Here is a 15127-nt window from a genome sequence, read left to right as displayed (position 1 = left end):
CATCTGATGGAAACACAGTTATACCAAATAAGAACCATATAAAACAATAGCTTTTATATGCTTTCGCTTGTTCACTTCATCAAAATGAAGGGGGTCAGTCAGTTAATCCATCAATTAAGATTTTAACTCTGGATTTTTTCCACGCCATGATAAAGCCACAGCCGCCATGAAAATCAATAGAAAACCGGCATACGTATGTAATTGCAGCGTTCTGCCATAATAAAACCAGTCTAACAAAGCCGAAAATACAATCGCAATATAATAAAATGGCGTTAGGCTTGCAGGTTTATTAACGTAACTGTAAGCCTTAGTCCGTAAAGATTGGTTACTAATCGTAAACACAGCAAGCCCAAGCAAAATCAGCCATTGTGACTCAAACTGAGACACAACTAGAATATGCGATAATGAAGTGAAATGACCAAAAACAAGGACGAGAATAAAGGTATAAAAACTTGAAAAAGCAAACATCATTAAAGTCACATCAAAAGCCGATCCCCTTTTTGATGAATAATGCATAGTCACTTGTGAACATGCATTTAAAAAACCTGATAATAACCCTATCAGCATCAACCCATCCATCTCTCCTGAAGCCTGTAAAATGAGACTCACTCCAATAAAACTGATTATTGTTGCCACTAAGGTTTTTATTTTTATTTCAGCTCTAAAGCACAAAAAGCTGATAAAAGGTAAAAAGAGCCCTGACGTTGTAAAAAGTAAGGTGGCATTTAATAACGAACCATGTAATAAATAATAAAATAAACAATATTGAGAAGACACAGTCAGTAATGCGCGAAACAAAAGCAGTCGCCACTGACTCAAGTCCCATTTATCCCCAATTAATATAATCGCTATCCACAGCAAAATGAGAAAAGGAATAAAAAAACGCAAAAAAATCAAAACAGGAAAATCAATTAAAGTTGTTAACTCTTTACCTAACAATGCTACTATTGACAAAGAAAAAGCGGCAAATAACATCAAAACAACACTGATTAAAAAGTCATGATTTGAAATACGCTGGGTTGTCATTCCATTATCTCCTTTAACGCAACCAATTTAGTGATACGAGATAAAAATGTTAAACTGGCTTCTTGTTCTTCATCAGTCAGGGCTTCACAAAGATCAGTCGCCACTGTCACTCGGTAATCTCTGTCATGAGCTTCGCGCGCGGTCAATTCGACGGCATTATTAGTCGATACGCCCGTTAATATCAGCTGTTCGATATGGTTTGCCCGTAAAATCAAATCCAAATCTGTTCCATAAAAAGCACTCACTCTGTGCTTTACAATTTCGACATCTCCCATTTCTCGATTAAGTGCCTCACAAAATGCGCCTCCCCAGCTGTTTAATACCAGTGCATTATTTACCTTTGCTCCGCTAAACAATGGAGATGCCGATGAGACTTCTTTGTGATCTGCACTAAAGCCGACTCTTACATGGCAAATGAGCATATCTCTGGCTCGCCCCCATGCAGTTAGCTGATTGACTTTATTGAGAATGGCTTTATTTTCTATACGATCAGCATACTGAGCTAATTTACCCTTTTTATGACAAATTTCATTGATTAGATCTAATGTGATAATAGCACTTCTCATTAATCGATTTCCTCATCGGTTATAACAAAAGATGTATTCAGTATAATTCAAAAGAAGCATGTCACTTTTAACCTAACTGATTGATTATGTTTAATCGCCACTTTCACAAAAGATCTGTAATGGCGTCACTCTGTCAGTACTGCCATATTTCGAATATTTTCAGACAATTTATCCGATACAGAAAAAAACATGTTCAATTCTTTTTCGGATATGCCTTTCTTTAATTGATCAGAAAAAGAGAGTTCAATTTTTTCTATTGATTCGAAAAATGCCCTACCTTGTTGGGTTAACTTTAATAGTTTACTGCGTCCATCGTTTGGATTTTTTATTTTTTTAACCATCTCCAAAGTACATAACTCATCAACCAATCGAGTCACTTGTCCTTTATCTCGTTTTAAGGTCATTACAATATCTAACAGTGTGGTCTCAGTATTGAACCATATTTGTCTCATCGCGCGTAACTGTAATGGCGCTAATTTACGATCAAGCTGCTTAAGTTGTGGCTCCATTTGCGTGATCAAATCATAATTCAATCGAAAAGCAACTTCGTGAACTGTTCGGTTATTCTTCATATAACATACACTTATTTTTATTTCCTATGCTTGATCCAAGTATAACATGCACTTATCATTAAAATATAGTTGACATTTATCAATCAAAATAGTTTAATTGACAAATATCAACTAAATCGAGCAGTAAAATGAATATTACCCAGCAAATTATCATTGAACGCAATCCTGAAATTATGTGGAAAATTGTTGCTGAAGAGTTTGATCAAGCCCATAAATGGATGGGGTTCGTGACCCACTCTTATCAATTAAAAGACTCCGCCCCAATAACCAATGCTCCCATGTTTGGCCGGGTTTGTGAATTTACGGATAAAGCTGATGGACTAAAAGCCAAAGAAGAAATCCTGTCTTATTCAAAGGATAGAATGGAAATAATATTCGATGTCGTTCCACTCAATACCCCATTAATTTTTCCTGTCAGAAAAAATATTGTCACAATGATCGTGAGTCCTGTAGGCAAAAACAGTGCTCAAATCACTTGGAATGCAAACGTCACATTGACTTCTTTTGGGCTGCTTATTTTTCCTTTGATTAAACGTGGGTTGTCAAAAAATTTTGCCGCAATATTGAGAGATCTCCAGCAATATGCATTAAAGAATGTCAAAAGTTAATCCTGCTTATTCTCACTGTCAATCATCAATTCACGTTACAAAAGGAAATATTATGATCCGTATTGCACAATTATTGTCTCTCTGTTTTACCCTTATTTTTCTTATTGCCGCCTCCGCGAGCTTGTTTTTCCCTGAAACGATTGGTCAAGCAAGTGGGTTTAACCCTATCTCAGACTATGGACTCACCAATATTCGTACCTTAGGCGCCCCCTTACTCAGTTTGGCCGTTGTGACTTCTCTTGCTCTGCTCCGCAAAGACTGGATTCTACTGCTACCAGCGTCTCTGTATTTTCTTTTCAATGGTTCAGCGAGAGTCATATCCCTTTTTAATGAACAGTACGACCCTATTATGCTCCGCGGCTTAATGCTCACTTTTGGTTTATTCATTCTCTCTCAACTGGCATTACATACTTTTAGAATAAAGTATCGTCAATAATATCCATTCTCGTTATTGATGAAAATATTACTCATAAAAAAGCGAACAATATCACAATGAAATTGTTCGCTTTTTTACATTCAAAAAACCTAATTATTTTAATCGTTTAGCTTCACTTTCCAAATAGCGGGACCGGTTTCATGGGCATTGACGCCTTGTGAATCAACCGCAACAGTCACAGGCATATCTTTCACATCGAATTCATAAATAGCTTCCATGCCTAAGTCTTCAAAAGCAACCACGCGTGACTTTTTAATGGCTTTTGAAACCAAATAAGCCGCGCCGCCCACTGCCATCAAATAAACTGACTTATGCTGCTTAATGGACTCAACCGTCGCCGGACCGCGCTCTGCCTTGCCGATCATGCCCATTAGGCCTGTTTTATCGAGCATCAAGTCAGTAAATTTATCCATACGCGTCGCCGTGGTTGGCCCAGCTGGCCCCACCACTTCATCCCCAACGGGATCGACTGGCCCCACGTAATAAATAAATTTACCTTTAAAATCGACCCCTTCAGGTAAACCTTCGCCGCTTTCAATTAAGCTTTGAATACGCTTATGGGCTGCATCACGCCCGGTTAGCATTTTTCCACTCAATAGGACTGTTTCGCCGCTCTTCCACTCTTGCATTTCTGCTTGTGTAACCGTATTTAAATCCACACGACGCACACTCTCGCCCACTTCCCAAGTGATTTCAGGCCAATCACTCAATGAAGGCGGCTCAAGATCCGCAGGTCCCGTACCATCGAGATGAAAATGTACATGACGGGTTGCCGCACAATTTGGGATCATCACGACAGGTTTTGACGCAGCGTGGGTCGCAGCAGATTTAATTTTCACATCCAATACTGTCGTCACACCGCCTAAGCCTTGTGCCCCAATCCCTAATTTATTCGCTCTATCAAAAATCTCCAGCCTGAGTTTTTCATCAGTTGTCTCAGCACCTCGAGCTTGTAATTCTTGAATATCAATGGACTCCATTAATGCTTCTTTCGCCATCACAGCCGCTTTTTCTGCTGTGCCCCCAATGCCTATTCCTAACATGCCCGGTGGACACCAGCCAGCGCCCATGGTGGGTAATACTTTCTCAACCCAAGCGGCTATATCATCACTGGGGTTGAGCATGGCCATTTTGGCTTTATTTTCCGATCCGCCGCCTTTGGCAGCAATCATCACCTCAACTTGAGCCCCAGGTACCATTTCAACATGCACAACTGACGGTGTATTATCACGCGTATTCTTACGTGCGCCAGCCGGATCGGCCACAATCGATGCACGAAGTGGATTATCAGGATTGGTATACGCTCGGCGCACCCCTTCATCGACCATTTCTTGCACGGTTAAATCCGATTTATCCCATTGCACGCCCATACCGATTTTGACAAATGTCGTCACAATGCCGGTATCTTGACATAAAGGACGTTTTCCTTCTGCAGACATACGTGAATTAATCAATATTTGAGCAATCGCATCTTTTGCTGCAGTACTTTGCTCACGCTCATAGGCGTCTGCCATCGCGTCGACAAAATCTTTTGGGTGATAATACGAAATATATTGCAAGGCATCCGCAACGCTTTCAATTAAGTCACTTTGTTTAATGACAGGTGTTTCTTTACTCACAGACACTTCCTCGTTCACATTCATAGGGGCGCGTTCTCGTATCCAGATTGGCATACGTATTTTATTTATAGACATTATGATACTCTTTCGCGACTTTGAGTTAAACATCACTTTTTAGATAGGACTAATCGATGAGCGAAACGGCAAACAATGCCCTATTCTTTCAACGTATTGATTGTAATTTAAGCACAGAAGCCCTTTTTGATTATTTTTCAGACTTACCTTGGGCAATCTTACTCGATTCAGCCAATGCCAAGCATTGTGATGCCCATGTCGATATCATTTGCGCCGCCCCTATTGCGACACTAACAACAAAAGATCAGATCAGTAAGTTAACGTATTTTGAATCAAATCCCCTTAATCAGCTTCAAAGCGATAACCGAACCCCTAAAAGGGTACAACATTCACAAGACGATCCTTTTACATTGCTGGAAAAAACGTTAGCCGAACTGTTCCCTATACAAAAAACCGCCCCCTTCCCTTTTTGCGGTGGAGCCATGGGCAGTTTTAGCTATGATTTAGGACGTCATATTGAACAGATCCCACAAATTGCCGCACAGGATATCGCCTTACCTGAGATGAATGTGGGCTTTTATGCTTGGGCACTGATGTTCAATTATCAAGAAAAAGCTTGGTATTTATTGCATTATGATGGCGAGCAAGCAGCCAATACGTTATATGATCAATTACAAACACGCTTGGCTTTTCCAGCTAAAAAAGCGACGACATTTAACTTAACTTCGGCTTGGCAAAGTCAGATCACAGCCAAAGAGTACAAAGAAAAGTTTAACCAAGTACAAGCGTATTTGCACAGTGGCGATTGCTATCAAATCAATTTAACTCAACGCTTTAATGCCTGCTATCAGGGAGATGAATATCTCGCCTATAAAAAGCTACGCACAACCAATGCTGCGCCATTCTCAGCTTTTATGCGTTTACCCGAACAAGCCATATTATCCATTTCACCAGAGCGATTTATTCAACTTCGTGATCAGCATATTCAAACTAAGCCCATTAAAGGTACAATGCCTCGTTTTAACGATCCCCTTAAAGATGCACAATCGGCAAACACCTTACGTCAATCCACAAAAGACAGGGCCGAAAATGTTATGATTGTTGATTTATTACGTAACGACTTAGGTAAAGTGGCGCAAGCGGGCAGCGTTCATGTGCCGACATTATTCGATATAGAAAGCTTTCCTGCCGTGCACCATTTAGTCAGTACCGTCACCGCAAAGCTCGATGATAATGCCAGTTCAGCACAATTACTACGCGCCGCTTTTCCCGGCGGCTCCATCACTGGGGCCCCTAAAATTAGGGCCATGGAAATCATTGAAGAATTAGAACCTTCAAGACGTAGCCTTTATTGTGGCTCAATGGGTTATCTCAGCCAAGATGGTAAAATGGACACCAGCATTACAATCCGCACTTTAGTTGCAGAAAATAATACATTATATTGCTGGGCTGGCGGCGGTATTGTGGCGGATTCTATTGCCGCGGCAGAATACCAAGAAAGTTATGATAAAGTCAGTCAAATCTTACCCGTACTCTCCCATGCTCCTCTTAATCTGTGATTAACATCATTCTGGGTGGCTGAAAGCTACCCACGGTATAAAACGAATGTTATGCTGTTTATTAACATTGCCGATTTAACGTTAACCCATCGATTAAAAAAGCCCACTAATAGGATTATAATGACGTTAAATGAATTTAAGCTCCGTTATCATGTTCATCAACTCCCCTTGCATCCACCTTTAATGGTAACAAAGCCATTAATTCCTGCAGCCGTGTTACTGGCACTTCAATCCATTAATAATGAATTACATCTCATTTTAACACGCAGGCCCACGCATTTAAGAGCCCACCCAGGGCAAATTAGCTTTCCTGGCGGAAAAGTGGAACAAGGTGATGCCAATCTTATTGCCACCGCGCTTCGAGAAGCCGAGGAAGAAATAGGCCTTTGCTCGACGAATATTGAGGTATTTGGTCAATTCCCCGCTCAAAAAACACTCACAGGTTTTGAAATCACGCCAATATTAGGGGTTGTCAAAGCCCCTTTTACACCTAAACTCGATGCAGCAGAAGTGGCAGAGTATTTTACTGTTCCGTTATCGTATTTACTCAATAAAGCCCACAGGCAAGTTCAGCCGTTTTCTCGAAAAGGTCAAACCTACCCAATCTACTTTATTCCTTATCGACATCACCTCATTTGGGGCGCGACAGCAGCGATTATTGAATTACTCTGCCAGCATGTAGATACTCATTAATCGAATCACTCTTTATATTTATTGTATTCTGGTTTACTTCTCAATAAGCCAAAACAGCAAATGAAAGGTAATGAATGCTAAAAATATAATATTTATCCCCTTTCACTGCAGTTTTTTCATTAGATCACCGCTATAAACATAATATCTGTCCTCTTATTGCAACTTACCTCAGTTTACACTTGAGAAAAGCCGTCATCAGGGTAAGATGGACAATCACATTTTGATTAACACATTTCGTTGGAGAGCTAAGCAACAATGAGCATTACATCTGTCGCTTCTGTATTTAAGGGTGACTTTGCGATTGGATCGCAAATCACGGTACGCGGATGGGTAAGAACCCGTCGTGATTCTAAAGCTGGAATTTCGTTTTTAGCCGTTTATGACGGTTCCTGCTTTGACCCTATTCAGGGTGTAGTGCCTAATAATTTAGACAATTATAATGACGAAATTTTAAAATTAACGGCTGGTTGCTCTGTTGTTATGACGGGTGAAGTGGTTGACTCTCCAGGTAAAGGGCAGTCTTTTGAATTACAAGTCACAAAAGTAGAAGTCGCTGGTTGGGTTGACGATCCAGACACTTACCCCATGGCCGCCAAACGTCACTCGATAGAACATCTGCGTGAGCTGGCTCACCTGCGCCCAAGAACCAATATCATTGGCGCCGTCGCACGCGTGCGTAACTGTTTATCACAAGCCATTCACCGTTTTTACAATGAACAAGGCTTTATTTGGGTCTCCACCCCACTTATCACCGCATCCGATTGCGAAGGCGCTGGTGAAATGTTTAAAGTCTCTACCTTAGACTTTGAAAACTTGCCTCGTGATGAACAAGGTAAAGTGGACTATAGTGAAGACTTTTTCGGTAAAGAATCTTTCTTGACCGTATCTGGCCAACTCAATGGTGAAACCTATGCCAGTGCTTTGTCTAAAATTTATACTTTTGGTCCCACTTTCCGCGCTGAAAACTCAAATACGAGCCGTCACTTAGCTGAATTTTGGATGGTGGAACCTGAAGTGGCCTTTGCCGATCTGGAAGATGCCGCCGCCCTTGCTGAAGCCATGTTGAAATATTGCTTTAAGGCTGTATTAGAAGAGCGCCGTGACGATCTTGAATTCTTTACCCAACGTGTCGACAAAACCGTACTTGAGCGTCTCGAGTCATTTGTCAGCAGTGATTTTGCTCAAGTGGATTATACCGATGCGGTAGAGATCTTGAAAAACTGCGGTAAAAAGTTTGAGTTTGATGTTGAGTGGGGTATCGATCTGCAATCAGAGCATGAACGTTACTTAGCCGAAGAGCACTTTAAAGCGCCCGTTGTGGTTAAAAACTACCCGAAAGACATCAAAGCATTTTATATGCGCTTAAATGATGATGGTAAAACCGTTGCCGCGATGGATGTTCTCGCTCCCGGCATTGGTGAAATCATCGGCGGCGCGCAACGTGAAGAGCGTTTAGACGTACTGGATGCTCGCCTTGCTGAAATGGAGCTGGATCAAGAAGATTATTGGTGGTACCGAGATCTTCGCCGTTATGGCACAGTACCTCACGCAGGCTTTGGTTTAGGGTTTGAGCGTCTTGTGTCATATGTCACAGGTGTCGCGAATATTCGCGACGTGATCCCTTTCCCTCGCGCAGCAAAATCGGCTAATTTCTAAACACCCTTTCTCAGCAGAGAAGCTAAGCCGATGATAAATAATAAAGTAGCTGTGCTTCACAGCTGCTTTATTAACTCAGTTCCTCTCTATTTATCCTGTTCCACAACTAAAAGTGACACTTCTTGAGTGACATACTCAGGAAAAAATGTCATTGCCGCTTCAGATCCTGAACGCCCATGAGTGTGATTTTTTTCTCTTAAATAGGGTATAATAGCTTGAAGATCTTCACTCACTTCCACACTTTTAATCGCAAAGCTACCGCCACCGCCCCCACCATTTCCGCTATTTGCTCCTCCTCCAAAGCCACCTCCCCCCCCAGCACGAGAATGGCCTCCTTTACCTTCTTTATAGTCATCAGTAAATTCAAAGTTATCTGCACCATACCAAGTTGTGCTGCTTGCCCCTCCAGACTGACCTCCCTTTCCTCCCATACCATCTTCTCCTTTATTACCACTTAGACTTCCCCCTTCAGCTAATGCTCCACCACCACCTCCATCCCCCTTTCCTTTTCCATACACACCTATCACATATGTACTATCAGTATTTTTTGCGAGAATTTCCTTTTTCCCACAAAAAGTATCATCCTTATCTGATAATAAAATTTGGCACACTTGGCCACCTGCGTAACCTTTGTCACTTTTACCTGCTCCCCCGCCTCCACCTGCAATCAATATAATATCTTGTTTTCGAGGCGAGTCATCTTTAACGCTCCCATCATCATTATATTGAGTATTATCGACCCAAAACAATGTCGAAGAACCTCCTGTACCACGACCCACCGTACATAAGCCGCATGACTCCGTTTTTCTTCCATTTTTTCCCCACAACATATTAACTTCCTGTTTTACTGCTAACGCAGAGCCTTTACTACCTAAACTTTCTAAACTTGAAAAAAATTCACTGTAACCACGATGTCCACCTTTTTCATTATTCCCCTTACCATCACCTTTACTTCGACCTCCTTTTGCTCCCCAAGCTTGCCAATAAGATAGCGTTGTCAATGCAATAGTACTGCCTTCATTGACACTGTTTGCCCCATCAAGAATCGATTGAATCGTCAGTTTACTTGGCGTACTGTTGATACCTAAATGGCAACTTACATAATATATGCTCTCTGTAGTATTGGCCTCACAGGTTAAATCTGAATCATCGGCCCACACGACTAAGGGCATTGAAAATATCAATACCCTTACAATATTCATTAGTATTCTCATTTTATTGACCTTAAATAAAGATTAAAATCGATTCTTATTATAAACAAAGGTAAAATAAATGAACTTATTTTAATTTTTCATTCAGAAAAAAAACAGATAACCATCACCAAATTTAATACATCTCATTGCTCAACACCTTATAAAGATTATATTTAATATACTAGAATATAAATATAAAAAAACACTCTAAACATAAAATAGAATAAAATCATATTCTAATATTGATAAGGTTTAATATTAGCTTCAAATGAGTAAAATGATTTTTTTAAAACCTTAATAATATAACGTTAGCCTTACTTAAAATAATTGACTATATGATATCATTGAGTTTGTATTGTTCAGCACAATCAAAAACACCCTCTCAATATTTATCGTTTGGCTTGCTCAACAAGAATAAGTGCATCCGTATCAAAACCCAAGGCCTTTGATTGAGCAATAAAATCCGTTAACACCTTTGAAGGCACAGTTGGCGTGCGAGAAAGTAACCATAAATAGGAAAGATCTGGCCCTGATACAAAAGCATACTGATAATTTTGCTGACTCACTTTTTCGGGAAATAAATTAAAAATCACGTAAGAGCCATAAAAAGGGCCAAAGAAAGAGACTTTTAAATAGCCTTTATCTCTTTCTTGTACAAAATAAGCCTTCCCCTGCGCTTCTTTCCATTCATCATTTTTAGGCGAGAAACCGCAATTAATCACATTCACACCACCATCATCACGCAAAATATACTGCGCCGTGACTTGGGTTAATCCTCGCTCAAATGAATGATCTAACCTTGCAATTTCATACCATGTGCCAACATATCGATTAACATCAAAATCTTTCACTGGGGTCATATTTTTTGGCATGCCTAAACAGCCACTCAGTAAAAACAAAACCACTAACATCGATATTTTTTTCATAATCGCCTATTAATTGATACATTGAAAAATCTACCTCTTTAATATACTAGCAACCACTATAAAAAACGAGCTAACAATAATAATATCGTCATTATGACACTTGAAAATGACCAAAAATCATCCAGTTGATATTCAATCACTGACTTTGGCTTATCTAAAGGGTTCAGTTTTCAAATCAGGTTACTAAAGACAATAGTAGGTAATATAGAAAATGGGATAAATCATTAAACAGCACGTTAAAGGATAAGAGTGGCCGTTCATTATTATAAAAATTACTAATATCATTATTGATGAAAGATCAAGTCAAAACTCATACAGATAATAGCTTGAAACACAATAATCCTAACTCAAAGAGGTGATGATTCAATGTTATAAAAACCAGGCAAACCTAATCCTATAACTTTATCCACTACTTCGACACTAGCCATAACTTCAACAACTTGAGGATTGTCTTCAAGCTAAGTCTAGTGTCAACTCCTCCTTAAAGCGCCTTTATCATAAGTTCGGTCTCACTGGCGGTATTGGTGTCACTATTGCATCCGCGTCATTCTCAAATGATGATGATACAAACACGAAAGAAGGTGCCAATGCCGCATTAAGATTCGCATTATCACCACCAGCATTCACGTCTCCCCAGAGAATAATTTTACCATCGTCCCTCACCGCGGCAAAAGCATACCCATTTGAATAAATACGATCAATATGCACCAACTCATCTGACACCTGAGTACAATCTCCTCCTTTATTAATGTTCCCCCAACACATCACCTCACCTGATGTTTTCAATGCTGCGAATGCATTAGGTGTTGTATAGACATGTTTTACATGAGTCAACGAAGCAGAAATAGCGCTTACATCAGCCCCAAAATTATCATTTCCCCAAGCAATAACAGGCTCGGTGGGATCCTGCTTCACCGCGACAAAGGCGCTATCATTCGCATACACGTTAGCGATGTCATTTAACTCATCTTGCACAGCGCTGGCATCACCGCCAAATGACGGGACGCCCCAAACAACTACCTCTCCGTTGTTTTTTAATGCAGCGAATGCTTCACCCGTACCCACTATTACTTCAACCCCTTGCGTCAATCTATCCGCTACGGGATTAAAATACCTCTCGACAATGAAATCTGCCCCCCAATATTCAACGGCGCCATCATAAGTGATCCCTGCAAACATGTATTTATTAGAGAATACTCTATCTATATCTTTTAATAATTTAACTTCTTCTGTTCGGTTAAGTCCTCCTCGCAATGTTTCCACTGTGCCATCCATTTTGACAACAGCAAATCCATACTGTTCAGTAGTATAAATATTATCAATATCCAGTATGCGATTCGATAATTGCCTAGGAGAAAATATTCCCCATAGATAAACACGACCGTCATCCGTCGCTACAACAAACTCAGATTGCGATGCTACTATTACCGCGGCATCTTGGCCAACCTCAGCAATAATATTTTGAGGATCCCCCCCATAAGTATTTACCCCCCATGCAACCAAGCTGCCATCACTTTTTTGGGCTAAAAATGCCCCAACAGTGCTATAAATATGCTCGACATCCGTTAGCTCACCTAAAATACCATCAATTCCATTATAAAACCCAGGTGCAAACGCATAAGGATCACCTCCGCTCCAAGCCTCTCCCCATGCAACAACCTTTTTATCCTCAGTGACTGCCGCAAAAGCACCGGAGGTAGCATAAATGGCTTTCACATTAATCAATTCATCTGCCACAGCTGATGAGTCTCCTCCCTTAGCAGGATCTCCCCAAGTCCTCACGGTTTTATCACTCATCAGGGCCGCAAAAGCCGTTCCATCTGGATGTGAAACAATATCAACAACATAATTATCAATATCATAAATCACATGTTGTGCTAAGGCTGTTTGTCCAAATTTATCTTTACCCGATACCGTTAAGCGTACAGTTTGTTTGGCCCCATTGAATTCAGGCTTAAACACTTTAGCGTCAGCTTGAACAACATCATTTACTGTCCACTGATATTCATAAGCTTGTTCAACACAGGACTCACATCCTACACTTGCAATTAATTCACCTGCGAGTGTACGCTCAAAGTCAAGTGCGGTAATCACAGGTGATGCTGGCGGTATAATACTAATCTCAATCAGGCCTTCATGAAAATAAGCCGCATCTCGACTGTTCTTCACTGAATAAACCAATGTCTCAGTACCATAAACCCCCTCATAAGGCATATAGGTCACAGTGTTTCCTACTATCTTGACTTGACCTAACTGAGCACCAACGATACCAATAATATCAACGCTAATAGTGGGATCGGTCACGGTAATAAAATCATTCATATCGACCGTAATAGGGGTTTCGGCTAAAGTTTCTAACTCCACATTATTGGCTGTCACTACAGTAGTGTCTGAATTAACGGTAATGACCACATACCCAGTAGACACATGCCTACCATCACTCACCTGGTAACTGACCACATCAACGCCCTTAAACGCATTGGAAGAGTAAATCAGTTGTTGTCCAGATAATGAAACCTGAGCAGGTGATGTTACACCACTGACTTTAGAAATCACTAAATCTGCCTGAAGAGAATCAACATCTGCAATATAATCGGCTAAATTAACCGTTAAATCCGTCCCTGATGTTGTATTCAGCTCAGCGATTAGCGTCACTGGTGCATGTGGATTACTGTCAAGAACCGTCACTTCAAATGTCGCCATCTGATAACCACCATTATTATCTGTTACTGTATATATCAGACTCTCAGTACCAATAAAGCCATTAGCATCATAATTGATCGTTAAGGGGTCATCACGATTTAATGATGCACGCCCAGAGCCGCTTGACAAGCTCACCAAATAAAGTGCATCGCCATCGATATCATCAACATAATTTTCAATTGAAAATGTCTGCACAGGAGAATTATCAAACATATCCACTCGAACATACTTCGCTGTTGGCGCGGTATTATCAGCACGACTATCGTTTATGACAACAGTCACAGTGCCAATGGCATAACCTCCATTTTCATCAGACACCATATAACTAAAGTGATCCACTCCGACAGTATCTGGTGTATAACGAACATTGACATCATCAAGGATTACTGCACGGTTATTAATAGTATAAATTTCCGTTAATTTTAAAGTGTCACCATCAACATCATCAATTAAATTCAATTGATTCAAATCAATATTCAGCTCTTTGTTAAAATCTAAATCTAGGACAAAACTATAGTCTTTGGCAGTGGGAGACATATTTTCCATCGCTGGATTAGCGTCGGTAGAATTGACTACAATATAAGCTAAGCTTTGGCCGCCATGGCCATCTTCGACAACATAAACGGCTTGATCCACGCCAACAAAACCATTAGGACTAAAGCTCACCCCTAACGCCCCATTAACCATAAAGCGGTCGGATGCTGGCACTAATTGACTCAGCAATAACTCATCCCCGTCAAGATCGGTTATATAATCCACGAGTGAAATATTGATTGCTTTATCACTGGCAGTTTCTAACGTAATATTGTGAGCGACAGGGGCATTATTAATACTGCCCGCAGCAACAACTGAGAGTACCAGATGAGATTGATAACTCATTTCATCTGTTGTCAGTGTGTATGGAATTACCTCTACACCAAGGGTCTTAGCGGTATAATCAAGTGACGTATCTGAGACATTTGCAATGGTACCCTTTACAGCCTCATTTGCTGCAATGCTGATGACATAGTCACTCTCAAAAAGGCCGTCTAAGTCAATGGAGATAGTATCCCCTTGCTGTACTGTAAATACACTTGGCGATAATAATGTGTCACTCACCTCACTATCGTTACTCGTACTTGAATCACTTGATGATGTATCATCACTCGCTGTTGATGTGTTATCACTGCTAGCATCGTCAGAGGCACTTGTGGTGGTTGTATCAGAGGCCGTATTTGATGACGTAGAAGAGCCACTATCATCTCCTCCACACCCCACTAAAATAAGTACCAGCAATAATGCTGTAGTATTAAAAGAAAAATAAGAAGAAAGGCTTGTATGTGATTTAGCGATTTTAATATTACGCATATTCAACTCCAGATCGATTTCCATATAAAATCAAATGGTTAATAAATATATAGCTATCAATTGAGTTATTAACTGGCAACTGGCAACTGGCAACTGGCAACTGGCAACTGGCAACTGGCAACAAAATATTAACAACTTAATAAGCAGCTTTCATGGGTCGTAAGTAGGAAATATCACTGATCTAATGGATTGAATTAACTCTACATGT

At 40.4% G+C, this 15127-nt stretch carries 12 protein-coding genes; 5 read left to right on the top strand and 7 right to left on the bottom strand.

Annotated elements, in window-relative coordinates:
* Window positions 1–114: 114 nt before the first annotated feature.
* The 3 genes from Q0976_RS13675 to Q0976_RS13665 form a co-directional block, all read right to left on the bottom strand.
* Complete coding sequence (locus Q0976_RS13675) at window positions 115–1026, bottom strand: DMT family transporter (RefSeq protein WP_299494394.1); 912 nt, start codon at window positions 1024–1026, stop codon at window positions 115–117.
* Window positions 1023–1592: an isochorismatase family cysteine hydrolase gene (locus tag Q0976_RS13670; RefSeq protein WP_299494393.1), complete on the bottom strand. Its 570-nt coding sequence runs from the start codon at window positions 1590–1592 to the stop codon at window positions 1023–1025. The genes Q0976_RS13675 and Q0976_RS13670 overlap by 4 nt, the downstream gene beginning before the upstream one ends.
* Window positions 1593–1717: 125 nt before the next feature.
* Window positions 1718–2164 carry a MarR family transcriptional regulator gene (locus Q0976_RS13665; RefSeq protein ID WP_299494392.1) on the bottom strand — a complete coding sequence of 149 codons (447 nt, stop codon included), beginning with the start codon at window positions 2162–2164 and terminating at the stop codon, window positions 1718–1720.
* Between the two features lie 128 nt (window positions 2165–2292).
* On the opposite strand from Q0976_RS13665, the gene Q0976_RS13660 reads away from it, so the two are divergent.
* Window positions 2293–2772: an SRPBCC family protein gene (locus Q0976_RS13660; RefSeq protein ID WP_299494391.1), complete on the top strand. Its 480-nt coding sequence runs from the start codon at window positions 2293–2295 to the stop codon at window positions 2770–2772.
* Between the two features lie 52 nt (window positions 2773–2824).
* Window positions 2825–3208: a hypothetical protein gene (locus Q0976_RS13655; RefSeq protein ID WP_299494390.1), complete on the top strand. Its 384-nt coding sequence runs from the start codon at window positions 2825–2827 to the stop codon at window positions 3206–3208.
* A 98-nt stretch (window positions 3209–3306) separates the two neighbouring features.
* Here the strand turns inward: Q0976_RS13655 and Q0976_RS13650 are convergent, their stop codons facing one another.
* Window positions 3307–4851: a fumarate hydratase gene (locus Q0976_RS13650; protein WP_299494448.1), complete on the bottom strand. Its 1545-nt coding sequence runs from the start codon at window positions 4849–4851 to the stop codon at window positions 3307–3309.
* A 107-nt stretch (window positions 4852–4958) separates the two neighbouring features.
* Between Q0976_RS13650 and pabB the strand changes: the two genes are divergently transcribed.
* The 3 genes from pabB to asnS all read left to right on the top strand — a co-directional run bounded on the left by pabB (window position 4959) and on the right by asnS (window position 8750).
* Window positions 4959–6401 carry an aminodeoxychorismate synthase component I gene (gene pabB, locus Q0976_RS13645; RefSeq protein ID WP_299494389.1) on the top strand — a complete coding sequence of 481 codons (1443 nt, stop codon included), beginning with the start codon at window positions 4959–4961 and terminating at the stop codon, window positions 6399–6401.
* A gap of 120 nt (window positions 6402–6521) precedes the next feature.
* Window positions 6522–7094: a CoA pyrophosphatase gene (locus Q0976_RS13640; RefSeq protein ID WP_299494388.1), complete on the top strand. Its 573-nt coding sequence runs from the start codon at window positions 6522–6524 to the stop codon at window positions 7092–7094.
* A gap of 255 nt (window positions 7095–7349) precedes the next feature.
* Window positions 7350–8750 carry an asparagine--tRNA ligase gene (gene asnS / locus Q0976_RS13635; RefSeq protein ID WP_299494387.1) on the top strand — a complete coding sequence of 467 codons (1401 nt, stop codon included), beginning with the start codon at window positions 7350–7352 and terminating at the stop codon, window positions 8748–8750.
* Between the two features lie 86 nt (window positions 8751–8836).
* Here the strand turns inward: asnS and Q0976_RS13630 are convergent, their stop codons facing one another.
* The 3 genes from Q0976_RS13630 to Q0976_RS13620 all read right to left on the bottom strand — a co-directional run bounded on the left by Q0976_RS13630 (window position 8837) and on the right by Q0976_RS13620 (window position 14919).
* Entirely contained in the window at window positions 8837–9952 is a 1116-nt protein-coding gene (locus Q0976_RS13630; protein WP_299494386.1) for a hypothetical protein, read from the bottom strand.
* A 380-nt stretch (window positions 9953–10332) separates the two neighbouring features.
* Window positions 10333–10869, bottom strand: a complete 537-nt coding sequence (locus Q0976_RS13625; protein ID WP_299494385.1) for a lipocalin family protein — start codon at window positions 10867–10869, stop codon at window positions 10333–10335.
* Between the two features lie 495 nt (window positions 10870–11364).
* Entirely contained in the window at window positions 11365–14919 is a 3555-nt protein-coding gene (locus Q0976_RS13620; protein ID WP_299494384.1) for an Ig-like domain-containing protein, read from the bottom strand.
* Between the last annotated feature and the right edge of the window lie 208 nt (window positions 14920–15127).

The sequence above is a fragment of the uncultured Shewanella sp. genome, from assembly GCF_947501665.1.
Taxonomy (GTDB): Bacteria; Pseudomonadota; Gammaproteobacteria; order Enterobacterales; family Shewanellaceae; genus Shewanella.
The sequence above is the reverse complement of the archived record's forward strand: the minus strand, read 5'-3'. Positions and strand labels throughout refer to the sequence as shown.

Excerpts from the sequence above, each read along its gene's own strand:
- asnS (WP_299494387.1), top strand. The coding sequence starts at position 7,350 with ATGAGCATTACATCTGTCGCTTCTGTATTTAAGGGTGACTTTGCGATT.
- Q0976_RS13665 (WP_299494392.1), bottom strand. The coding sequence starts at position 2,164 with ATGAAGAATAACCGAACAGTTCACGAAGTTGCTTTTCGATTGAATTAT.
- Q0976_RS13650 (WP_299494448.1), bottom strand. The coding sequence starts at position 4,851 with ATGAATGTGAACGAGGAAGTGTCTGTGAGTAAAGAAACACCTGTCATT.
- pabB (WP_299494389.1), top strand. The coding sequence starts at position 4,959 with ATGAGCGAAACGGCAAACAATGCCCTATTCTTTCAACGTATTGATTGT.
- Q0976_RS13625 (WP_299494385.1), bottom strand. The coding sequence starts at position 10,869 with ATGAAAAAAATATCGATGTTAGTGGTTTTGTTTTTACTGAGTGGCTGT.
- Q0976_RS13630 (WP_299494386.1), bottom strand. The coding sequence starts at position 9,952 with ATGAATATTGTAAGGGTATTGATATTTTCAATGCCCTTAGTCGTGTGG.
- Q0976_RS13620 (WP_299494384.1), bottom strand. The coding sequence starts at position 14,919 with ATGCGTAATATTAAAATCGCTAAATCACATACAAGCCTTTCTTCTTAT.
- Q0976_RS13670 (WP_299494393.1), bottom strand. The coding sequence starts at position 1,592 with ATGAGAAGTGCTATTATCACATTAGATCTAATCAATGAAATTTGTCAT.
- Q0976_RS13660 (WP_299494391.1), top strand. The coding sequence starts at position 2,293 with ATGAATATTACCCAGCAAATTATCATTGAACGCAATCCTGAAATTATG.
- Q0976_RS13655 (WP_299494390.1), top strand. The coding sequence starts at position 2,825 with ATGATCCGTATTGCACAATTATTGTCTCTCTGTTTTACCCTTATTTTT.
- Q0976_RS13675 (WP_299494394.1), bottom strand. The coding sequence starts at position 1,026 with ATGACAACCCAGCGTATTTCAAATCATGACTTTTTAATCAGTGTTGTT.
- Q0976_RS13640 (WP_299494388.1), top strand. The coding sequence starts at position 6,522 with ATGACGTTAAATGAATTTAAGCTCCGTTATCATGTTCATCAACTCCCC.